The organism is Candidatus Spongiisocius sp., assembly GCF_965221825.1.
Classification (GTDB): domain Bacteria; phylum Actinomycetota; class Acidimicrobiia; order Spongiisociales; family Spongiisociaceae; genus Spongiisocius.
Genome location: NZ_OZ244917.1, coordinates 2,790,337 through 2,810,898, shown reverse-complemented (window position 1 = coordinate 2,810,898; position 20,562 = coordinate 2,790,337). Strand labels below are relative to the sequence as shown.

The following is a 20,562-nucleotide window of genomic DNA, read 5'->3' as shown; positions in this document are numbered from 1 at the left end:
CCAGGACTGTTGCCGGAATTGTAGGTGGACGGGCCCGATTCGGTATCGTTGCTCCCGTGCCGTCCGAGTTCCAAGGCCAGGCAGACCGCACCAGGGTCGAGCGATTGCTGGTCCGCTACGTCAGCACCCACTCCGTCAACCCCACCATCGACGGGGGCGCCGGCGAGGCCGACATGGCGAGCCTGCTCTTCTCCGACCTCAGGGATTGGGGCTTCGATCCCGTGCGGGAACCGGTCCATCCCGGAGGCCGGGACAACGTCATCGCCACCTTGCCGGGACGCGAAGGCGCGCCGGTGGTCATGTTCCACGCCCACCTCGACACGGTGGGCCTGTCCGGCAAGGCCACCGCAAATGCCCTCTCGACCGGCGGAAACGTGTACGGGCGTGGAGCCTGCGACACCAAGGGGTCGCTGGTGGCGATGGTCGAGGCCCTCCGGTTGCTGGGGTCGGTGGACGCGGCCGAGAGGGCCACCGTCATGCTGGTCGGGGGCATCGACGAGGAGGTCGGCGGGACCGGGGCGCAGGAACTGGCGGCCGCCCATCCCGAAGTCGACATGGCGGTGCTCGGCGAGCCCACGAGCCTCGAGATCGCCACCGCCCACAAGGGCGTGCTGCGCTTCGACATCGCCACCACCGGCATTCCGGCGCATTCCTCCAAGCCCCATCTGGGACGCAACGCCATCTACGCGATGGGACGGGTTCTGGACATCCTCCAGACCGACTACCTGACATCCCTCGACCCGGCGGGGCACCCCCTGGCCGGGCCGGCCACGCTCGCCGTCACCACCATCCGCGGCGGCTCCGGTTTCAACGTGGTGCCGGCGGAGTGCGTGATCGGCCTCGACCGGCGCGTGATCCCCGGCGAGAACCACGAGGCGTTGCTAGAGGAGTTCGACAGCCTGCTGGCCCGTCTCGATGTTCCGCTGGAGCGCCGCGATCCCTTCCTGATGACCGCTCCCCTCGACACCCCCGCTACCGACCCGGTGGTCCAGGCCTTGAAACAGGCCCGGGAGGAGGCCACGGGCCGGGAGGCCGATCCGATCGGCGTCACGTTCGGCACGGATGCCTCCGCGCTCGCCCCGGCCGGTATCAGCTGCGTGGTGTTCGGACCCGGCAGCATCGACCAGGCCCACTCGGACGAGGAATGGGTGGGCATCGAAGAGACGGCAATAGCGGCCGAGATCCTGGCCCAAACCGCCCTCAACCTCGCCACCGGCTGACCGGTACGGGTGGACCCGGTTTAGGGAACCTCCGTTCCCGGGCTGGCAGCCCGGTGGTCTCCCGATGATGCCCAATCCCCATCCCAAGAGCCCCATGTACACGATTCCGCCCAACGACATCGCGGCGAACGCGGGTGCCAGGGCCAGCTCCAAGGCGTCCGAATGCCACGCGGCGATGAAGACCCCCAGCGCAGCCACGGCCAGTACCGCAACGATGACGTTCAGAGCCGGACGCATACGCAAGGGTTGAGGCCGCATGGCAAGTCCGGCCGCCAGGATCGCCGCCCCGGCGAGGCCGACAACGATGGACGTGAATTGCAACCCGTACACCATCCGCTGCATCTCGAGGGCCGATCCGAGCCACTCCTCCCGCTCCGCGCTTCTCTCCAGCGCCGCGACCCCCATGCCGGTGATCATGTAGTCGAGGCCCCGCATCACCATCTGAAGGACGAGGCCGATGGTCATCCCGAGCAGGCCGAGTCGCGGCACCGGGCCCGCATACCGCCGCAGGGTCAGGATCCCGTGAAGCATGAGCAGGCCGCCGAGGAGTATCAGAACAGGCACGGTGTAGGAAAGCTCCTTGTTGCGCGCCATCGCCAGCGTGAGGTCGTTGAGGCTGTTGCTGGGCACCGTGTCCACCGCGCCGCGGCCCGGCGAGAGCGCATAGCCCACAGCTACTGCCGTGGTCCCGACCAGCAGGGACCACCCGCCGAGCCGCGTCTCCGTCAAACGCATGGCACACCGCGCATGCGTGCGTGGTGCGCCGGATCCTCTCGGTGTTGAACGTCCCGCAACCAGAATTGCCCCTCCTGCAACAAGACACTGTTGCCGCCCACTACGTGCCCGATGCTAGATCAGTCCGAATGGTCACGAGGCTCCGGGTGGCCGGGATCTCAGAGCCGGAAGCGGCGGCCTTTCCTGAGTGATTCGGTCCGCAGGTCTACCTCGACCCCTGCGGCCTGCAAGGCGATGACCCCCAGCAGCGGCTCGGTTCCGTCCTCTCCGAACGCTATGAGGCTGGGGACGAACTCTCCCATGAACTCCAACTCCCCACCGGTGATGTCGACGGTCACCTGGCTGCCGTCGGCCAGTTCGTAGACCCGCTCCCCTTTGGGCTTCAGGCCGATACCCTCCAAGTACTGCCTCGGCACGAGACAGTCGCTGGCGCCGGTATCGACCAGGAAGAGGCCCTCCCAGGTCCGCTGCGGCTCGGCGGGGTTCCGGATCAAGACCGGCACATGTGTCTCGCCCATTCCGATGTCTCCTTCACCTAATCGTGCATCTGTACTACGCGCCTACGACTGTTATACGTCGATCGGCATCGCGTGTCAACCCCCTTTCCTCCCCCGGTCGAGTTGCTCGTACGGCACCGTCGGGCGCCGTCCACCTGAACTCAGCCTCTCAATACCGGTACGGCCACCCGGGTGGGATAGGTGCGGTTGTGGAGCACCGTCTGGGTGGCGGGGGTCGAGTCGAGGGGTCCGTCGGTCAGCGGCTGGGCGCCCGTGTTCAGGTTCCGGTCCCATTGGGGGAAATCGGAGCTGGAGATGTCGAGCCGGAGGCGCGACCCGGCGCCCACCCGGGCGCCAACCGGACCCAGTTCGATCTTGAACTCGTACACCCTGCCGGGGGTGAGCAGTTCGGGATCCGACAGCGAGTGACGGTAGCGCGCCCGGAGGATCCCCTCCTGAAGGTTGACCGAGCAGCCGGCCTCGTCCACCACGCAGAGCCGGGCGGTGAAGTCGGTGTCTACGACCGTCGTGGCGGCGTACAGGGTCACCACCACATCCCCGACCAGCTCGATGTCCTCGGTCAGGGGATCGGACGTGTACACCAGCACCATCCGGGACACCTCCGCCTGGTGCTGGTCGGCCGGACCCATCGGGGTGATGCTGTCGAAGCAGCACGAGTGACCCCCCATGGACGGAACGGGCACTCCCGGCTCGTAGACGAAGATGTCGGGCGGCTCGTCACCGGGTGCGGTGCGGTCGAGCCTGCCGTCCCCGAACTTGGAGTTGGCACATCCGTCGGAGTGGACGAACCAGTCCTCCACGACCGCTTCGGCGGGCGGCCATGAGGCGAAGTCCCGCCACCCCCCGTCCAGCGTGAAGGCGGTCACCCGGCTGTCCATGACCCCCGTTTCCTTGCCCTTCAAGGTCTGGTCGAACCACCTGACCAACCAGGAGTCGATCTCCATCGTTGAAGGACCGTCCGAACCGAGCCGGCTAACCGGTGTCCAGGGCATGTGCGCCCAGGGTCCGACGACCAGCTTCTGGCGGTCACGCGTCCGGTCGTCGTAACCGGAACCGGAGAGGCCCACGAAGTTCTTGACCGTGCCGGTGAGGAACACGTCGTACCAGCCGGCCACGTGCAGGGCGGGAACCCTGATCCGGCTGTAGTCCTCGTCGATGCTCCACCGTCTCCAGTAGTCGTCGTAGGAGCAATGCTCCGCCCAGTCGTTGAAGTAGGGCACATGGGGGGACTGGAGCGGCGGGTAGCCGGCCACGGGAAGGCTGTGGTACCAGTTGGGGGCCGCGCCCAGGGCGGCGGCCAGGCCGATGTGGCCTTCGAGGTCGCCGGCCCGCTGCGCCGTCTCCAGCCCGAGGAGCGTTGCCCAGTAGCCGATGAAGGCCAGCGCCAAGGCCCCGCCGTTGTAGGTCCAGCCGTCGTAGTACTGCGAGGCGGTGAAGGCCGGCGTGATGGAGGCAAGGGAGGGTGGCGCCATCACCGCCGCCAGGAGCTGGGTGGCCCCGACATAGGAGAATCCCATCATCCCGACCCGGCCGTCGGATCCGGCCAGACGGGCCGCCCACTCGACCGAGTCGTAGCCGTCGTGCATCTCATGGAAGTACGGATAGAAGTCGCCTTCGGACGCGTACCGGCCCCGGCAGTCCTGAACCACCACCACATACCCCTGGGCGGCGAACCAGGCCGGGTGAGCGCTACCGAAGGTGGGAACGCCTGATCGCTTGTCGTAGATGGAGCGCGTGAGCAGCACCGGCAAGTCTGACCGGGTCTCGGGACGGTAGACATCGGCGCGCAGCACGGTCCCGTCCCTCATAGTGGCTGCCACGTCGCGCTCAACGGTGACACCGAGTCCCGGCATCTCCTCGATCAGGGGGGTGGTGGTCATGGCGCTCCTCAGCAACTGGACATCCCGGGCAGGGCCGCCCGGTTCGGTAGCATTCTGCGGGACAGAGGCGAACGAAGCAACCGGTCCTCCTGACGATGGGATCCGGCCGGTCACCGGGAAGGAAATGCGCCCATGAGCGAGTTCAGGCAGGACACCTACTACGAGGAGGGCTCCGACGCCGGCGGGATGCCTCGGAGCCACATCGAGGAGTTCCTCGCAAGCCCGGACAGCACGTGGTTGCTCAAGCTGGCTTTCGTCAAGGAGGACGGCTGGCCGATGGTGGTGCCGCTCTGGTACCAGTGGGACGGCGAGGCCTTCTACGTGGTGGGCCGGAAGCGCTCCGGGTGGGTGCATGACCTGGCGCGCAACCCGCAATGCGCCGTCTGTATCGAGGAGCTCGCCCATCCACGCATCCGCAAGGTGCTGGCCCAGTGCACCGCCGAGATCGTCGAGGGTCCGGCCAAGGGCGAGGGTTCGAAGTGGGTTCCGGTTGCCGACGAGATGGCAGCCCGCTACACCGGGCCTTCGGGACCGGAGCAACTAAAGGCGTCGTGGGACTGGGATCGTTACCTGGTGCGGCTGGTGCCCCGTGACGGCAAGCTGACCACCTGGCAGGGGGCCGACTGGGCGCTTCGTTACTTCGATGCGGGCCAGCGCCCCGACCTGGAGGAGAAGGCCCGGCAGCGGGAGGCCGGCGCCCGGTGAGGGGCCTGGCCGACCAGGCCGTCTCGCTGGCCCGGTCCGAGATCCGGGTCCTGTTCGACCGGGCCGCGGCCCGCCCCGGCACCATCCGCCTCGAGGTGGGTGAGCCCAGCTTCCCCACTCCCGAGCACATCGTGGCCGGCGCCGCCTCGGCGGCCCGCAATGGCTGGACCGGATACGGGCCCAACGGCGGGCTGGCCGGCCTGCGGGAGCTGCTGGCGGCCAAGGTGGAAGAGGTGGACGGGTTCGCCGCCCATCCGGACCGGATCGTGGTCACTCCCGGCGGGATGAACGCACTCTTCTCCACCTACTTCGCGCTGCTCAACCCCGGCGACGAAGTGCTCCTGCCCACGCCAGGGTTCCCCAACATGGACGGCATGGTGCGCCTGCTGGGAGGAACACCCGTGTTCTATCACCTGGACGCCTCGGATGGCTTCCTGCCCGATCCGGAACGGCTCGAGGCCCTGATCTCGGACCGGACCACCATGCTCTTCGTCAACACGCCGTCCAACCCCACCGGTGCGGTGTTCCCCGCCGTCCTCATGCAGGAACTCGTCGAGCTGTGCAACCGCCACGACCTGTGGTTGCTGTCGGACGAGGTCTACGACGAGCTGGTGCTGGACGAGGCAGCCCGCCACACCGCGGCCGCCTGTTACGACGAGGCGGAACGGGTGATCACGGTCTACAGCTTCTCGAAGGTCTACGCGATGACCGGCTGGCGGGTCGGCTACGCGGTGGCGCCGCCCGCGGTGGCGGACCTGTTGCGAAAGCTGCAGGAGCCCCAGCTGTCGTGTCCGAGCACCATCTCGCAGAAGGCGGCCGAGGCGGCCCTGCTGGGACCTCGGGAACCGATCCGGGCCATGCTGGATGCCTACCGGAGACGCCGCGCCGTGGCGATCCGCACCGCCACCGAGGCCGGGCTCGAACTGGTGGCGCCCGCGGGCACCCTCTACACGCTGGTCAGGGTCGACACGCACGGACGGTCGATGCTGCAGTTCGCCCTCGATCTGCTCGACCGCCACGGGGTCAGCGTGGCGCCGGGATCCGTGTTCGGGCCGGGCGGTGAGGGCTACGTCCGCATCTCGCTGGCCGCCGACGGGGACCAGATCACCGAGGGCATCCGCCGGCTGGCATTGGCATGCAGGGAGAGGACGCTGGTGCGCGCATGACCGGGACCAGTACCGAGGACCGCCTCCGCTCTTACATTCGGGAGCGCGAGGACGAGGTTCTCGAATTCGCCCGGGAGCTGATCCGGACACCGTCCCCCAACCCGCCCGGCGACGAGCGGGCCGTGGCCGATCTGGTCACCTCCCAGCTGGCCGAGTTGGGGGTGACCGGCGTGGAACGGGTGGGAGCGACTCCCGAACGGCCCAACCTCATCGTCCGAATGCCCGGGTCGGGCGGCGGTCCCAAGCTGATGCTCTCCGGACACCTGGACACCAAACCGGCCGGAGACCTCGAGGCGTGGAGAACCGACCCGTGGGATCCGGTCCTGGAGGACGGCAACCTGATCGGGCTCGGATCGGGTGACATGAAGGCGGCCGTGGCCGGAATGGTCTACGCGCTGGGCGCCATCCGGTCTGTGGGACCGCTCGCCGGGGACCTGGTAGCCGTATTCACCGCGGACGAGGAGGCGGGCTCGCTGCTCGGCTCCAAGTGGATGGCGGACAACGGCCTGCTGGACGCCGACGTGGCCATCATCGGGGAACCGAGCGGGATCGAGCGGGAATGGGAGTCGATCCACCTCGTGTCGAGGGGCGCGGCCCTATTCAAGGTGAAGATCACGGGCACCCAGATGCACTCCTCCATCTCGGACCGCATCGAAGGGATCAACGCCACCGTCCAGATGGCCCGGCTGATCGATCGGATGGACCGGGACCTGGAGAGCTACCTGACCTACGAGCCCCATCCGCTGTGCCCCACCGGCCCGACGGTCAATGTCGGCGTCATGGCCGAGGCCGGCGTGTTCTACGGCGTCTATCCGGGCAATGCCGAGTTCGCCTGTGACATCCGCACCCTTCCCGGCATGGGGGAGCAGCAGATGATCGGCGACATCAACCGCTTCCTCACCGCCGCCATGACGGACCAGCCCGACCTAGCGGCCGAGTTGGTCTGGGAACTGATGGTTCCTGCCACCGAGATCTCCGCCGATGAACCCGTTGTTGGGATCCTGCAGAAGGCCACCGCCGAGGTGCTGGGCCACGAGCCGCGCCTCGACGCCTTCCCCGGCGCCACCGACGCTCCCCACTTCCAGCTGACCGCGGGTATCCCTTGCGTCGCGGCCTTCGGGCCCGGAATGCTGCCCCGCGCCCATAGCCCCAACGAGTACATGTCCGCCGATAGCGTGGCCCTCGGGGCGGAGATCTACGGGCTGGCCGCGCTGCGCTACCTGGGAGGGTTGACATGAGCATTCCATCTGCCGAGCTCTGCGCTCGTTACCGGAGGCTGTACGTGCCGGCGGTGTGCGACGCCCTCTACTGGATGGGACTACGCGAGCAGGTCCTGCCCAGCTACCTGCGACCGCTCTTCCCCGAGCAACGCATCGCCGGACTGGCCCATACCGTCCAGGGAGCGCCCATCGAGCCCTGGGTGAAGCGCGAACCCGGCATCGAGCGGATCACCTCCTACCTGCAGGTGTTCGAGGATCTCACTCCCGACAGCGTGCTGGTGTCGGTCACTCCGGACACCCACGTCGGGCACCTGGGCGAGCTGTGTTGCAACTCGGCCCGGCAGCACGGCTGCGTGGGCGCCATCCTGGACGGCAACCTGCGGGACATAGAAGGGATCCGGGACATCGGGTTCCAGGTGTTCTACCGCGACCTGTCGCCGCTCAACGCCATCGGGCGGTGGGAGATGGTGGCCTCCCAGGTTCCGGTGACCATCGGCGACGTCACCGTTCATCCGGGGGACGTCATCCTGGCCGAGTTCGACGGCATCCTGGTCATCCCTCGCGACGACGCGGAGCGGGTGCTGGAGCGCGCCGAGGAGATCGAGGGCGCCGAGAAGCTGGTCCGCGAGGAGATGCGCGAGGGCGAGTCGCCGTTGGCGAGCCTGGACCGCCACGGCTACATCTGAGCCGGCGGCCCGAGGTCCGAGAATCGTGATTCAGGTCCGCGTCCTGGATGTCGGAGATGCCTGATCCGGTGACACGCTCCGCAGACGAGACCGGTCCGGCCGGACCGATCGGGTCCGGCGCCCGCAACACCTACCTGGACCTGATCAGGGGTGTGGCGCTCCTGGGCATCGTGGTCATGAACGCCGTTTCCTACGGCCTCGGCCCCGGTCCCTACTTCAACCTGTCGGCCGGTGGGTCGGATACCTGGCTGGACTGGCTGGTGGGGGGCTTCGGCGAGGTCTTCGTCGACCAGAAGTTCATGGGTCTCTTCTCGCTGCTCTTCGGCGCGGGTATCGCCCTGTTCTGCGAACGGGCCGCCGCTAGGACCCGCCGCCCGGCGCTGCTGAGCCTGTGGCGCAACCTGCTGCTCCTGGGAATCGGACTCCTGCATCTTGCGCTGTGGGAGGGGGACATCCTGATCGGCTACGCCCTGGTATCGCCGATCATCATCGCGCTGCGGAACCGTCGACCGCGGACCCTGCTGATCCTCGGCGGTGTGACTCTCCTGCTGTCGCCCGTGGCGGCCATCCTGTTCCAGGCATCTCTTGCCGGCGACGCAAGCGGGCTCGGCGGGTTCTGGACGGCCGGCGTCGAGGTCGGCGCCACGGCCACATGGTTCATCGTGACGGACTTCTTCTCGCGGGCGGTCGGGATGATGCTGATCGGGTTGGCTCTATACCGCACCGGGGTGTTGACCGGTGAGCGCTCTACTGCCTTCTACCGGCGCATGGCGCGGACGGGGCTGGGGGTGGGCATACCGCTCGCGGCGATCGGGCTGGCATGGGTGGCAGCCCGTGATTTCTCTCCGGACGTAGCATTCGTCGGGACTATTCCGAACACGCTCGGGACCGCACCGGCCGTGCTCGGCTACACCGGCCTGATCGTCCTGTGGAACCGGCGGCCCGAGACCGACCATCGCAGGCGACTGTGCTCCGTGGGGCGGATGGCGCTCACCAACTACCTGACCCAGACCGTGCTGGGCGTGCTGGTCCTCCGGTACTTGCTCGCTGAGGCAGACCTCACCCGAACGATGCTGGTGGGTTCATCGGAATGGTCTGGGTGACCCAGCTCTGGTGGTCCGAGGCCTGGCTCGACCGGTTCCGGTACGGACCGGCCGAGTGGTTGTGGAGAATCGCCACCTACCGCCGGGGACAACGCCTGCGCCGGTGACCTGACAACTCCGGAAGACCACCGGCCGCGGATCAGACCGCTCGCCCGGCCACCTCCAGGGCAACCGCGAGGTCGCCGGCGGCAATCACTCCGCTGCCGAACCGGTTTGCGCCGTCCCGGGTGGCGGCCACGCCCACGAACCCGCACCCGGCGCCGGCGGCGGCCTCGGCGTCCCAGGTCGAGTCACCGATCATCACCGTCACCGACGGCGCCACGTCGAGCAGGCGGCAGGCTTCGAGAAGCTGATCGGCCGCCGGTTTGGGTCGCAGGTCCGGGCGGCGGGGAACCAGCACCGGTATGTCCACCCCGTGCCTCGCCAGGACGGCCCGAGCCGGCGCCTCCGCCACCAGAGTCACTACGGCCCGCGGGATGTCCTGCGCGAGTTCCAGAGCCTCCTCGAGGCGGGGCATGGCGTGCGAAGCGGTTACCGCGGCCATCTCATGGAAAGCGATCGCCTCGGATACGTTGTCCCACCTGGGATCCCCGCTGAGGGCCACCAGGATCGACATGCAGCGCTGCGTGGGAGCATCCCAGTCGGTTGCGGGGGCGGGTGGATCGTCCCAGGAACCGATCATGAACTCGACATCCTCCAGGGCGGCGCCGTAGTCGGTGTAGGTCTGGAGGTCGATAAGGGTCCGATCCAGGTCGAACAGCACCGCCTTCATGATCAGCCGGGTGGGTAGACCAGAACCCGCTCGGGGGCGATCTTCACGATTACCCGCTCCGAGGCGATCGGGTTCGGGTACTCGTCGACCCCCATGTACTTGTGGGCGAGGGCGTCGATGTGGGAGCGGGCTTCCGTACCGGTGACTGTATCCACCACCTTCCCCCGCACCTCGGCGAAATGCCAGGGGTTGCCGCGTTCGGGGATCATCACCGTGGCACGAGGGTCGGCCATCATGTTCCTGAACTTGGGCCGGTGGGTCTCGGTGTTGACCAGGATGTGCTCATCGTCGGCATCCACCCACATCAGGTGGACTTGCAAGGATCCGTCTGGCATCACCGTCGCCAGCGACGCGTAGTTGGCGCCCTGCGCCAGCTTCACAACCCTCTTGTCGAGCATGTCGTCCCTCCCGGAAGCCGAGCAACCGGCGTGATGGTGATACCCGGCGCCGCGATCCGCAAACCGGCCCTCCGCAGCGGCGTCACGAGCCAGCCGACCTACGCAGGAGGTTGTAGATCGCGGTCCAGTCCAGGCGGCCCATGCCCTGATCCCGGGCGGCCGAGTAGCACTCGAGGGCGGCCAGGCCCGTACCGTGGGCCACGCCCGCCGCGCCGGCCATCCCGGTGGCGAGACCGAGGTCCTTGTGGGCCAGATCGATCATGAAGCCGGGCTCCAGATCGCCCGCCAGCACCTTGGCCGGATAGGTGGTGGCCAGGTGCCCCTGACCCGCCGTGGTACCCATCAGCACCTCGATGACGAGGTCGCGATCCAATCCCTCTCCCTCGGCCAGGGTCAGGGCTTCCGCCACCACCACGTTGGACACCACGGACAGGTAGTTGTTGACCAGCTTGGTCCGGATCCCGGCGCCGCGGGGCCCGCAGTGGATCACCGGGTCGCCGAGGATGTCGAGAATGGGCAACGCCCGGTCGATCTCCTCCCGGCTGCCCCCGGCCATGACCAGCAGGGTTCCCGCCTCGGCATCCTTGGAGGTCCTACCCACCGGCGCGTCGATCATCCGCCTGCCGGACGCGGCGAGGCTCTCGGCGGTGGCATCGAAGTCGGCCGGCAACCCGGTGCTCATGTCGATGAGGAGCGCGGCAGGATCGAGAGCCTCGGCCAGGCCTTCGGGCCCGAGGACCGCCTCGGCGACGTGCCGGCCGGTGGGGAGCATGGTGATCACGTAGTCGGCTCCGTCGGCCGCTTCCCGGGCGGAGCCCACCTTCACGGCGCCGTCCCTGACGACCGACGCGAGAGCTGCCGAGCTGGTGTCGAAGGCGCTAACCCGGTGGCCCGCCCTCAGCAGGTTCCGGGCCATGGGCGCACCCATCACGCCCACACCGATGAATCCGATCCTGCCCATCCTGGCCTCCGTCCCCGCCGAGAACGGCCTGACCGTAGCCGGACCCCGAGTGGCAAACAACGGATTCGGCTGCGCACTCGCCGGCGACGCCCTCAGAATCCGGTGCCGGTCCGCCGACATCCGGAGCACTTCCTTGTCCTGGATCGAGTGCCTCCGGTTGTGTGACCCGTAACGGCACACCGACAACTGGTGTCGGTCTCCTATTCCGACCCCGGCGTCGGGCCTACCCACAAGGGGGTTGAACCTGTCACATCCTTGTTATAAATTGTTGGCTAACCGTAATTACCAGCGGTCCGGACTGACGTCATCCCGGACCGCCCAGGGATCAAATCGTTCGAGGCACCCCGTCCGGGGCATGGCGGGACGCGCCTCGAACCCAGGTGGTGGCGGAGGGGGAGGGCCCGCAGGGTGGGGTCGGGTGGGGCGGTTTTTCGCGTTCTTTGACCCGAGACGGGCCGCCTAGCGTGCGGGCGCGGAACTTCCGGGGCCCGATGATAGGTACGGAAACCCGGCCAACCTCCCCCGTGGCCGCCCAAACCCGTCACCGTCTCCTCGTCATGCTCCTAGAATCGACCGCCGATGCGGATCTTCGATACCGACCTCGCTGCCTTCGACGGCTACCGGGCGATCGCTGACGGCTTCGAGTGGGATATTCCGGACCGGCTGAATATCGCCGCCGAGGTCTTCGATCGCTGGGCCACCGACAGCCGCCGCATCGCTCTCTACGTGGAGCGGATGGACGGTCGCCGCGACATCTGGTCCTACCGGGAACTCATCCGCCTCGCCAAGCGCTACGCCAACTTCCTGGTGTCACTCGGCCTGGAGCGTGGGGACCGCATCTCCCTGGTGATGCCGCAGGGGGCCGAGCTGGCCGCCCTCCATCTGGCCGTCTACTCCATCGGCGCGGTGGTCCTGCCCATGTCCGCGCTCTACGGACCGGACTCATACCGCCACATTCTCGGGGACTCGGGAGCGAAGGCGATCGTTGTGGCCGAGCCCTACGCCGACCGTATCCGCCTCGTGCGACCCGAGCTGCCGGACCTCGAGACCGTGATCATCTCCGGCGAGGCGGGCGAGGGCGAGCGTTCTCTGGCCGAGGCGGACGGATTCCCGCCCCGGTTCGAGCCGGCCGACACCGCGTCGAGCGACCCGGCGATGCTGCTCTACACCTCTGGGAGCACCGGTCATCCCAAGGGTGCTCTCCACGCCCAGCGGATCATCGAGGGCTACCTGCTCACCTTCAAGCTCTTCTTCAATATCGGATTCGACGAGTCCACGGTGTTCTACACGCCGTCCGACTGGGCCTGGGTGGGAGGTCTGCTCGACATCCTCCTTCCCGCCCTGGTGTTCGGGCATCCGGTGGTGGCCGACGAGCAACGTTTCTCTGCCGAGCGCGCCTTCGAGGTGATATCCCGTAACGGCGTGACCCACGCCTTCCTCACCCCCACCACCCTCAAGATGATGGCTCAGGTTCACGAGCCGGCCAAGAAGTTCGACCTTGATCTGAGGGTCATCGCGAGCGGCGGGGAATCGGTGGCCGACGAGCTGCACAGGTGGAGTGACCGGGAGCTGGGGGCGGTGATCAACGAGTTCTACGGCCTGACAGAGGTGAACCACCTGGTGGGCGGGTGCGAGGCACTGTGGCCGGGGAGGCCCGGCTGGATGGGCCTGCCCTATCCGGGCCGGGAGGTGGCGGTGCTCGGTGAGGACGGCAGCCCCATCGAGGTGGGCGGTGTAGGGGAGATCGCGGTGCGGCCCGGCGACCCGACCGGGATGCTGGAGTACTGGGGAAACCCGGAGGCCACCAACTCCAGGCTTCGCGACGGCTGGATAATGACCGGCGACCAGGCGACCATCAACGATGCGGGCTACATCAGGTTCCTGGGCCGTGACGACGACATGATCTCCAGCGCCGGATACCGGATCGGCCCGGCCGAGGTGGAGGAGGCGCTGGTGCGGCACCCGAGGGTGGCCGAAGTAGCCGTCATCCCGTCCCCGGACCCGATCCGCGGGCAGGTGGTCAAGGCGCTGGTGGTACTGGCCGGCGGGCCGGACGGAGCCGAAGAGCTCACCTCGGAGCTCCAGATGCAGGTCAAGACCCAGGTGGCGGCCTACAAGTACCCGCGCATCATCGAGTACGTGGACAACCTGCCCAAGACCACCACCGGCAAGCTCAACCGGAAACTGCTGGCGTCCCGAGAAGCGGGGCTTGCCGGTAGCCGGTAACCGGTCCCGCGTATGATCCGTCCCGTGCCGATTAGTGGTCTGTCTGCGAAACAGCCAGGCGTGCTCTGGCGGTCATCGGCGTCCCGTCGCTGCGTTCCGCTTCCTCAACGTACCGCTGGGGGTACGCCTTCGTCAGCGGGCCTTGCGAGGAACACCACTGCCTACGCCATACCACGCCGCCATTCCACAGACAGACCACACGGGAGAAACCGCATACCGGCCATACCGCCTGGGACCGCCGGATGACTCGCCGATCTGCTCGCCTGGACGCCCTGGCGCATCCCGATTTCCGGTCCGACCTGGAGCAGATCGCGCGAGATACGGGCCGCACCGACCAGCAGGTCATGCGGGACGCCCGGAAGTACCTGCGGGAGATGAGCGCCAAGCCCTCACCCCTCGTAGCCGGGTTCGGTGGATGGGCGGCCGGCTTGGTGTGGCGCCGGAACTACCGCAAAGTCCATTACGACCGCAGGGACCTGGAGCGTCTGGCGGAGCTGGAAACCGACCATCCACTGGTCTTCCTGCCATCCCACAAGTCCCAGCTCGACCATGCCGTCCTGCACAATATGCTGTGGCGGAACGGGCGCCCGCCCAACTACACGGCGGCCGGCGTCAACATGAACTTCTTCCTGCTCGGGCCGATCATACGTCGCTCGGGTTCCTTCTTCATCCGCCGCCGGATCGGCGACCGTCCGGTCTACAAGCGGGTTCTGCGGGCCTACCTCGCCCACCTTCTGGAACAGGGCCACCCCGTGGAGTGGTACATCGAGGGGACCCGTAGCCGGACCGGCAGGGTTTTGCCCCCCACCTACGGCCTGCTCACCTATGCAGCCGAGGCCCTATGGAACGACCGGTGCGGCGATATCCAAGCGGTACCCGTCTCCATCAGCTACGACCACGTGGAGGAGATCGAACCCTACGTCGCGGAGCAGCGCGGGGCGACCAAACGGCGGGAGACCTTCACATGGATGGTCAAGAGCATCCTGATGATGGGCAGGGACTACGGCGACATCCATGTCCGCCTGGGCGCGCCGCTGTCCATGGCCGAGTACTTCGGCGGCCACGCCGAAGCCGATCGCCGCGGCATGGTCGCGGCGCTGGGAACCGAGATCTGCTCCAGGATCAACCGCGCCACGCCCGTCACCGCGACCTCGCTGGTGGCATCCGCCATCCTGGGGAACACCGGACCGCTCGGGCTGTCCCCGGTCCGGCTCGGGGAGGTGGTCGACGAGCTGGTGCGAGATGCCGGCGCCCGGCGGTTGCCCATCGTCGAAGGTCTGGTGGCTCTGGACCAGGCCGGGATCGAGAGGATCGCCGGTAGGCTGGCGCGCCGGGGGATCGTGACCATCGACCGGGCCACGTCCGGGTCCGGCGGAACGTCACCGACCTACCGGATCGAACCCGACCAGCGCCTGGCCGCCTCGTTCTATCGGAACACCATCGCCCATCACTACATGGTGCCGGCGGCGGCGGAGGTGGCGATCGCCTCGGCAGCCCGGGTGACCGGGAACTCCCTGCTCGACGGCCTCGACCACGCATTACGTGCTCTGCATGGCCTGCTCGAAGCCGACTTCTTCCTGCCCGACCCTGGCGTCTTCGCCGGCCAGGTCACGAGCGAGCTCACCAGGCGGGTCCCGGCCTGGGAGTCCCTCCTCCTGGCCGAGGGACCGGCGGCCGTGCTGGACAGGCTCCGCCCTCACCGGGCTCCCTGGGCACTGCGCCACTTCCTCGAGGCCTGCTGGGTCGTAGCAGGGCAGATCGCGGAGGAGCAGTCAGGCCGTCCATCGGACACCGAGGGCTTGCTGCGATCAGCGCTCGAGCGCAGCCTCGCCTATGCCGGCCAGGGTCGGATATCGGCGGAGGCCGCCTCCCTCCCCCTACTCTCGGCGGGGTTCAGAATGGCGACTCGGCATGGTACGGCAGCGACGGAACCGGGCTCCACACCGGGCGCCGGAGCGCTCGCCACCGAGTTGGCCCGGTTTCTGGAGAGCATCGAGACTCCGGAGAGGACCGGGCTGCGTCCGGTCGCCGGGTAGCCGGTCGCGACCATGCTGCGGCGGTTCCGCGGGTCCCGATCCCCGCGGCAAGCCCTTCCGCCCACCCACCAGAAGTATGCCGGAGCACGTCCGGTCGGCCCGCAACCGGGGCGGGGACCCAGGTCAGGGTGTGGCCGGCCAACCCGTCCACACCCTTTCGGCTTGCCTCCTAATATCAAATCCGTGACTCGGCTGCCTGAGGACCTCAACATCGACCTGCATTACTGGATGCGGCTCACCCGGACGATGGACGACCAGCTCGTGACCCTCTGGAAGCAGGGCCGGGGCGTGGGAACCACCTTCAACCAGCGGGGTCACGAGGCGATAAGCGTGGGCGCCGGGATGGCCCTCGAGCCGGACGACGTGGTCGCCCCCATGCACCGCGACCTGGGCTGCTACCTGGTGAGGGGAATGACTCCGAGGCGGCTCATGGCCAACCAACTGGCCCGGGCCACCGGCGTATCCCGGGGCCGGGACGCCAACCTCCACGGATGCGGAGACCTGTCTCTCAACCTCATCGGTTTCATCAGCCACCTTCCCCAATCAATGCCGGTGGCGCTGGGTGCGGCCATGTCGTTCTCCTACCGGTCAGAGCCCCGTGTAGCGCTCACATTCACCGGCGACGGCTCATCCTGCGCCGGCGTGTTTCACGAGTCGCTCAACCTGGCGGCCGTGCAGCGAGCCCCGTTCGTGGTGATCGTCGAGAACAACCAGTACGCCTACTCGACACCGTTGCGCCAGCAGATGGCCATCGACAGCCTGGCCGTCCGGGCCACCGCACACGGAGTGGAATCCCGAACCGTCGACGGCAACGACGCTGAGGAGGTTTTCGGGAGCGTCGAGGCGGCGGTGGACAAGGCCCGGGAAGGCGGCGGACCGACTCTCATCGAGGCAAGGACCATGCGAATGCTGGGACACGCCATCCACGACGGCGCCGAATACGTCCCGCAGGAACTCCTGGACGAGTGGACGGCCCGCGATCCTCTCATTCTCCACGAGGAGAAACTGACCTCGCGCGGGCTGGTCGACCATGAATACCTCGCCCGGGTCACCGAGAAGTGCCGGGAGATCGTGGACGATGCGGTGGAGTTCGCCGAGTCGAGCGATTGGCCCGACCCCGCCACCGTCTCCGACGGCGTGTACGCCGCCTGAGGACACCGCCATGGACAGCAACCGGACCATGACCTATATCGAGGCCATCAGGGACGGGTTGCGGACCGAGATGCGACGTGATCCCGACGTCCTGGTCATGGGCGAGGACATCGGCGGCGAGTTCGGCGGCGCCTTCAAGGCCACCAAGGGCCTGGAAGCCGAGTTCGGCGCCCGGAGGGTGATGAACATGCCGATGACCGAGCTGGCCTTCATCGGGGCCGCCACCGGTATGGGCCTGATGGGGCTCCGCCCCGTGATCGAGGTTCAGTTCGCCGACTTCATCTCCACGGGCTTCGATTCCATCGTCCAGTACGCCGCCACCACCCACTACCGGTGGGGAGCGGCCGTTCCATGGGTGATCCGGGCCCCGGCCGACGGGGGGATCCGCTCCGGCCCCTTCCATAGCCAGAACCCGGAAGCATGGTTCGTGCATACCCCCGGCCTGAAGGTGGTGGCGCCGGCCACGCCGGCCGACGCCAAAGGGCTGCTGCTGGCTGCCATCCGGGACAACAACCCGGTCATCTACTTCGAGTCGAAGCCGCTCTACCGGAGCCTCCGGGGCGCGGTTCCGCGGGGGGACCGCGCCACCCCGATCGGCCGGGCACGGATCGCCAGGGAGGGTCATCACGTCACCGTCATCACCTACGGCGAGATGGTGCGCCAGGCGCTGACCGCAGCCGACAGCCTGGCGCCCGAGGTCGACGTGGAGGTAATAGACCTCCGCACGCTCAAACCGCTGGACCGGGACACGGTCACGGCGTCGGTACGCAAGACGGGCCGGGCGGTGGTGGCCCACGCCGCCAACCGTCTGGCGGGGGTGGGCGCCGAGATCGCGGCAGATCTCGGCCAGGCAGCCTTCGAGTACCTGGATGCGCCCATCCACCGGATCGGCGGCCTCGACGTGCCGGTGCCGTTCAGCCCTCCGCTGGAGGACGCCTACCGTCCCGGCGCCGACGACATCATGGCCGCCATCCGGGAGACCGTCGCCTACTGATCCGTCCGCCGTGGGGCCGGGTACCCTGACCGGATGGAACGCTTCACGATCGACCTGCGCGGCCCGCTGCACGGCATGGAATACGGCGGGAAGGGGCAGTTGGTGCTGCTGGTCCACGGCTTGAGTGGATCGGCGGTCAATTGGGTGGAAGTCGCAGCACCGCTCACCGCATACGGCCGGGTGGTGGCGCCCGAACTGCCCGGCTTCGGCCGCACCCCGCCGGCAGGGCGGAGCGCCTCGATGAAGGCCCAAGCAGCCCTCATGGCCGACTTCATCGAGTACCAGGGCGGCGGTCCGGCCCTGGTGATCGGGAACTCGATGGGCGCCATGATCAGCATGCTCCTGGCCGGACAGCGCCCCGACCTGGTGGACCGCCTGGTGCTGATCGACACGCCGGGATCGACAGCCGATCTGGAAGGGCTTCCTCCGGCCTGGATCGTCAGCATGCTGATGTATCTGGTGCCCGGCGCCAACCTCTGGTTCGTGAACCGGCTCCGCCGGCGAGGGACTCCCGAACAGACCACCGACGCCTCCCTTGACGTGCTGGCCGGCGGGCCGGGGCGGATGTCGGCGACGGTCAGGCGGCTCCACGCCGGGGTTGCCGCCGAGCGGAACGCCATGCCCTGGCCACCGCACGCCTACCTGGAGGCCTTTCACTCGGTAATGGCCAACCTCGTGCCCTTCTCGCGCTGGCGCCGGACGGCGCTCCAGGTCCGGGCCCCGACCCTTCTCATCCACGGCACGCTCGACCGGGTGGTCCCGATCAGCGCGGCGGAACGGTTGGCGGACCTCCGTCCTGACTGGTTCTACCGGCCATTGGTCGGGGTCGGCCACATAGCCATGCTGGAGGCGCCGGATCTGCTGCTGGAGGTGGTGAAGGAGTTCATGGCCCGGGCGCCCGCCCGCACGAACGGCCTAGTGCCCGTACCGTCGCGCCCGGGCCCAGGCGACGAAGCGATCCACCGGCCAACTGTTGGCGATCATGTCAGGGCTCACCCGGCCTCGCTGGGCCTGGAGGACGCCCCAAGCAGTCTGATCCAATTCCCCCGTGTTGTGCGAGTCGGAGGAGATGACGAACCGCACGTCCCTCCCCCTGGCCTGGAGTAGCACCTCGACGGTCGCGTCGAGCCGGTCCAGGTGGGAATTGATCTCGATGGCCGTTCCGGTCAGCTCGGCCGCTTCCAGCACCGCCCCCACCTCAAGATCGATGGGCGGGCGGCGCCCGATCCTCCGTCCCTGAAGGTGACCGACCACATCGACCGCCGGGTGGGCCATGGCGGAGATCACCCGCGCAGTCTGGTCCTCCTGCGGAAGGTCGAAGTGGCTGTGGACCGAGGCGACGCACCAGTCGTAGTCCATGAGGAAGGCATGGTCGTAGTCCAGAGAACCGTCCCGTCCGATGTTCAGTTCCACTCCGTGAAGGATCCGTAACCCCGGGTAACGGGTCCGGAGGCGGGCGATTTGGCGGCGCTGGGCCAGCATCTCATCCCGCCCGACCCCGTTTATGGCCAGGTTCTCGGCGTGGTCCGTGATGGCGATGTACTCGAGGCCCTTGGCCGCGGCCCTGTCCAGCATCGCCTCGAGAGAATCCTGCCCGTCCCCCGACATGTCGGAGTGAACGTGCAGGTCACCGCGGAGATCGCTCTCCGCCACCAGGTCGGGCAGCCGACCGCCGAGGGCTTCCTCGATCTCCCCCTGATCCTCCCGGATCGGTGGCGGCACCCACTCCATTCCCAGCGCCCGGTAGATGTCCGCCTCGGTCCGCTGCGCCACCACGGCTTCGGTCCCGGACTCGTATAAGGCGTACTCGCTCAGCACCCAGCCCCGCTCGATGGCCAGCCTCCGGAGCCGGATGTTGTGTTCCTTGGAACCTGTGAAGTAGAGGAGGGCCGCTCCCCACTGGTGGTCGGGCACCATGCGCACGTCCACCTGGAGACCGGCGTGGGTCAGCACCGAGGTCTTGGTGTCGCCCGAGCCGATGATCTCGCTGATCCACGGCCTGCCGGTCAGGCTCCGGACCACCGCCGGGGGGTCGGAGGTAGCCACCAGGAGGTCGAGATCGGCCACCGTGTCCCGGAATCTCCGCAGGCTGCCGCAGTAGGCGGCCCGGTCCACCCCGGGTAGCCGGCTCAGGTCCACCACCAGGCGCTGGGCTTCGCTCATGGCCACGAGGATCGGGGTCCGCCGCTCCTTGCCGGACCATCCGAGCCGGTCGATGGCCCGCCGCAGATTCTCCTCCGTCTTCGGTCCGAAGCCCGGCAACTCCCGCACCGCCCGGGAATCCAAGGCGACGAGAAGGGTCTCCACCGAGTCCACCCCAAGGGCCGCCCGCAACGCGACCGCCCGCTTGGGACCCAGGCCCGGGATGCGCACCAACTCCTGGAAGGCCGGGGGGTACTCCTCGCGGAGGGTCCGGAGGCGGCCCAACCGGCCGTTCTCGACGTACTCGCGGATCATGGATGCTGTGGACTTGCCGATCCCGGGAACCCGCCTCAGATCCGCCGCAGACAGGTCGGCAGCGGGTTGAGGTAGCCCGCCGATGGTCTTCGCCGCCGATTCGTAGGCCCTGGCCCGGAACGACTGGGCGCTCCCGTCAGCGATCCGCGTGAGGGCAGCCAACTCGTCGAAGACAGATGCTATCTCGGCATTGGTCACCGAACGGGCCTCCTCTCAACCGCGACACCCGGCACGGCAAGATATACGGTCGATCGTATCGGACCTGCTCCCTCGGTCGGAGACCCCGGATGGCGGACGGGACGGCGGGAGTAACCTTGCGGGTCCGGAGCCTGT

At 68.1% G+C, this 20,562-nt stretch carries 19 protein-coding genes and 1 pseudogene; 14 read left to right on the top strand and 6 right to left on the bottom strand.

The genetic code is table 11. The features are described 5' to 3' along the window. Positions 1–56: 56 nt before the first annotated feature. From ACOQPD_RS13050 to ACOQPD_RS13040, 3 genes are all read left to right on the top strand, one after another. Positions 57–1,220, top strand: a complete 1,164-nt coding sequence (locus ACOQPD_RS13050; RefSeq protein WP_420612392.1) for a M20 family metallopeptidase — start codon at positions 57–59, stop codon at positions 1,218–1,220. A gap of 64 nt (positions 1,221–1,284) precedes the next feature. After that, positions 1,285–1,470 (top strand): hypothetical protein, encoded by a 186-nt coding sequence (locus ACOQPD_RS13045; RefSeq protein ID WP_420612391.1) that lies wholly within the window; start codon positions 1,285–1,287, stop codon positions 1,468–1,470. Positions 1,471–1,476: 6 nt separating this feature from the next. Continuing rightward, positions 1,477–1,641, top strand: a complete 165-nt coding sequence (locus tag ACOQPD_RS13040) for a hypothetical protein (RefSeq protein ID WP_420612390.1) — start codon at positions 1,477–1,479, stop codon at positions 1,639–1,641. A gap of 472 nt (positions 1,642–2,113) precedes the next feature. Here the strand turns inward: ACOQPD_RS13040 and ACOQPD_RS13035 are convergent, their stop codons facing one another. Both ACOQPD_RS13035 and ACOQPD_RS13030 read right to left on the bottom strand, forming a co-directional pair. Then, a complete protein-coding gene (locus tag ACOQPD_RS13035; RefSeq protein WP_420612389.1) occupies positions 2,114–2,473 on the bottom strand; it encodes a clan AA aspartic protease in 360 nt (119 codons plus the stop codon). 140 nt (positions 2,474–2,613) lie between these two features. Continuing rightward, a complete protein-coding gene (locus ACOQPD_RS13030) occupies positions 2,614–4,353 on the bottom strand; it encodes a CocE/NonD family hydrolase (RefSeq protein ID WP_420612388.1) in 1,740 nt (579 codons plus the stop codon). 132 nt (positions 4,354–4,485) lie between these two features. On the opposite strand from ACOQPD_RS13030, the gene ACOQPD_RS13025 reads away from it, so the two are divergent. From ACOQPD_RS13025 to ACOQPD_RS13000, 6 genes are read left to right on the top strand one after another with little or no spacing between them, the layout of a single operon-like run. Next, positions 4,486–5,058, top strand: a complete 573-nt coding sequence (locus ACOQPD_RS13025; protein WP_420612387.1) for a pyridoxamine 5'-phosphate oxidase family protein — start codon at positions 4,486–4,488, stop codon at positions 5,056–5,058. After that, positions 5,055–6,224, top strand: a complete 1,170-nt coding sequence (locus ACOQPD_RS13020) for a pyridoxal phosphate-dependent aminotransferase (RefSeq protein WP_420612386.1) — start codon at positions 5,055–5,057, stop codon at positions 6,222–6,224. Before ACOQPD_RS13025 ends, ACOQPD_RS13020 begins: the two co-directional genes overlap by 4 nt. Further along, positions 6,221–7,462 (top strand): M20 family metallopeptidase, encoded by a 1,242-nt coding sequence (locus ACOQPD_RS13015; RefSeq protein ID WP_420612385.1) that lies wholly within the window; start codon positions 6,221–6,223, stop codon positions 7,460–7,462. Before ACOQPD_RS13020 ends, ACOQPD_RS13015 begins: the two co-directional genes overlap by 4 nt. After that, the gene (locus ACOQPD_RS13010) at positions 7,459–8,130 is read left to right on the top strand and encodes an RraA family protein (protein WP_420612384.1); all 672 of its coding nucleotides are present in this window, start codon (positions 7,459–7,461) and stop codon (positions 8,128–8,130) included. Before ACOQPD_RS13015 ends, ACOQPD_RS13010 begins: the two co-directional genes overlap by 4 nt. A gap of 56 nt (positions 8,131–8,186) precedes the next feature. Then, complete coding sequence (locus ACOQPD_RS13005) at positions 8,187–9,233, top strand: DUF418 domain-containing protein (protein WP_420612383.1); 1,047 nt, start codon at positions 8,187–8,189, stop codon at positions 9,231–9,233. Continuing rightward, on the top strand, positions 9,221–9,340 hold the full coding sequence (locus ACOQPD_RS13000) for a DUF418 domain-containing protein (RefSeq protein ID WP_420612382.1): 120 nt from the start codon (positions 9,221–9,223) through the stop codon (positions 9,338–9,340). The genes ACOQPD_RS13005 and ACOQPD_RS13000 overlap by 13 nt, the downstream gene beginning before the upstream one ends. A 32-nt stretch (positions 9,341–9,372) precedes the next feature. Here ACOQPD_RS13000 and ACOQPD_RS12995 read toward each other — a convergent pair whose 3' ends face one another. The 3 genes from ACOQPD_RS12995 to ACOQPD_RS12985 form a co-directional block, all read right to left on the bottom strand. Beyond that, a complete protein-coding gene (locus ACOQPD_RS12995; RefSeq protein ID WP_420612381.1) occupies positions 9,373–10,005 on the bottom strand; it encodes an HAD family hydrolase in 633 nt (210 codons plus the stop codon). A 2-nt stretch (positions 10,006–10,007) separates the two neighbouring features. Then, entirely contained in the window at positions 10,008–10,403 is a 396-nt protein-coding gene (locus tag ACOQPD_RS12990) for a TIGR03618 family F420-dependent PPOX class oxidoreductase (protein WP_420612380.1), read from the bottom strand. A gap of 82 nt (positions 10,404–10,485) precedes the next feature. Then, entirely contained in the window at positions 10,486–11,364 is an 879-nt protein-coding gene (locus tag ACOQPD_RS12985) for an NAD(P)-binding domain-containing protein (RefSeq protein WP_420612379.1), read from the bottom strand. A gap of 579 nt (positions 11,365–11,943) precedes the next feature. On the opposite strand from ACOQPD_RS12985, the gene ACOQPD_RS12980 reads away from it, so the two are divergent. The 5 genes and pseudogenes from ACOQPD_RS12980 to ACOQPD_RS12960 form a co-directional block, all read left to right on the top strand. Further along, positions 11,944–13,590 carry an acyl-CoA synthetase gene (locus ACOQPD_RS12980; protein ID WP_420612378.1) on the top strand — a complete coding sequence of 549 codons (1,647 nt, stop codon included), beginning with the start codon at positions 11,944–11,946 and terminating at the stop codon, positions 13,588–13,590. Positions 13,591–13,832: 242 nt separating this feature from the next. Beyond that, positions 13,833–15,626, top strand: coding sequence for a 1-acyl-sn-glycerol-3-phosphate acyltransferase (locus tag ACOQPD_RS12975; RefSeq protein ID WP_420612377.1), 1,794 nt, complete (start codon positions 13,833–13,835; stop codon positions 15,624–15,626). A 183-nt stretch (positions 15,627–15,809) separates the two neighbouring features. Then, on the top strand, positions 15,810–16,778 hold the full coding sequence (locus ACOQPD_RS12970; protein WP_420612376.1) for a thiamine pyrophosphate-dependent dehydrogenase E1 component subunit alpha: 969 nt from the start codon (positions 15,810–15,812) through the stop codon (positions 16,776–16,778). A gap of 10 nt (positions 16,779–16,788) precedes the next feature. Further along, positions 16,789–17,772 (top strand): alpha-ketoacid dehydrogenase subunit beta, encoded by a 984-nt coding sequence (locus ACOQPD_RS12965; protein WP_420612375.1) that lies wholly within the window; start codon positions 16,789–16,791, stop codon positions 17,770–17,772. A 33-nt stretch (positions 17,773–17,805) separates the two neighbouring features. Beyond that, positions 17,806–18,630, top strand: a pseudogene (locus ACOQPD_RS12960) (alpha/beta fold hydrolase); the annotation flags it as partial. Positions 18,631–18,687: 57 nt separating this feature from the next. Here the strand turns inward: ACOQPD_RS12960 and polX are convergent. After that, entirely contained in the window at positions 18,688–20,427 is a 1,740-nt protein-coding gene (gene polX / locus ACOQPD_RS12955) for a DNA polymerase/3'-5' exonuclease PolX (protein ID WP_420612374.1), read from the bottom strand. Positions 20,428–20,562: the final 135 nt, after the last annotated feature.

Excerpts from the sequence above, each read along its gene's own strand:
- ACOQPD_RS13030 (WP_420612388.1), bottom strand. The coding sequence starts at position 4,353 with ATGACCACCACCCCCCTGATCGAGGAGATGCCGGGACTCGGTGTCACC.
- ACOQPD_RS12980 (WP_420612378.1), top strand. The coding sequence starts at position 11,944 with ATGCGGATCTTCGATACCGACCTCGCTGCCTTCGACGGCTACCGGGCG.
- ACOQPD_RS13045 (WP_420612391.1), top strand. The coding sequence starts at position 1,285 with ATGATGCCCAATCCCCATCCCAAGAGCCCCATGTACACGATTCCGCCC.
- ACOQPD_RS13040 (WP_420612390.1), top strand. The coding sequence starts at position 1,477 with ATGGCAAGTCCGGCCGCCAGGATCGCCGCCCCGGCGAGGCCGACAACG.
- ACOQPD_RS12965 (WP_420612375.1), top strand. The coding sequence starts at position 16,789 with ATGGACAGCAACCGGACCATGACCTATATCGAGGCCATCAGGGACGGG.
- ACOQPD_RS12975 (WP_420612377.1), top strand. The coding sequence starts at position 13,833 with ATGACTCGCCGATCTGCTCGCCTGGACGCCCTGGCGCATCCCGATTTC.
- ACOQPD_RS13015 (WP_420612385.1), top strand. The coding sequence starts at position 6,221 with ATGACCGGGACCAGTACCGAGGACCGCCTCCGCTCTTACATTCGGGAG.
- ACOQPD_RS13025 (WP_420612387.1), top strand. The coding sequence starts at position 4,486 with ATGAGCGAGTTCAGGCAGGACACCTACTACGAGGAGGGCTCCGACGCC.
- ACOQPD_RS12990 (WP_420612380.1), bottom strand. The coding sequence starts at position 10,403 with ATGCTCGACAAGAGGGTTGTGAAGCTGGCGCAGGGCGCCAACTACGCG.
- ACOQPD_RS13010 (WP_420612384.1), top strand. The coding sequence starts at position 7,459 with ATGAGCATTCCATCTGCCGAGCTCTGCGCTCGTTACCGGAGGCTGTAC.
- ACOQPD_RS12985 (WP_420612379.1), bottom strand. The coding sequence starts at position 11,364 with ATGGGCAGGATCGGATTCATCGGTGTGGGCGTGATGGGTGCGCCCATG.
- ACOQPD_RS13000 (WP_420612382.1), top strand. The coding sequence starts at position 9,221 with ATGGTCTGGGTGACCCAGCTCTGGTGGTCCGAGGCCTGGCTCGACCGG.
- ACOQPD_RS12995 (WP_420612381.1), bottom strand. The coding sequence starts at position 10,005 with ATGAAGGCGGTGCTGTTCGACCTGGATCGGACCCTTATCGACCTCCAG.
- ACOQPD_RS13005 (WP_420612383.1), top strand. The coding sequence starts at position 8,187 with ATGCCTGATCCGGTGACACGCTCCGCAGACGAGACCGGTCCGGCCGGA.
- ACOQPD_RS13035 (WP_420612389.1), bottom strand. The coding sequence starts at position 2,473 with ATGGGCGAGACACATGTGCCGGTCTTGATCCGGAACCCCGCCGAGCCG.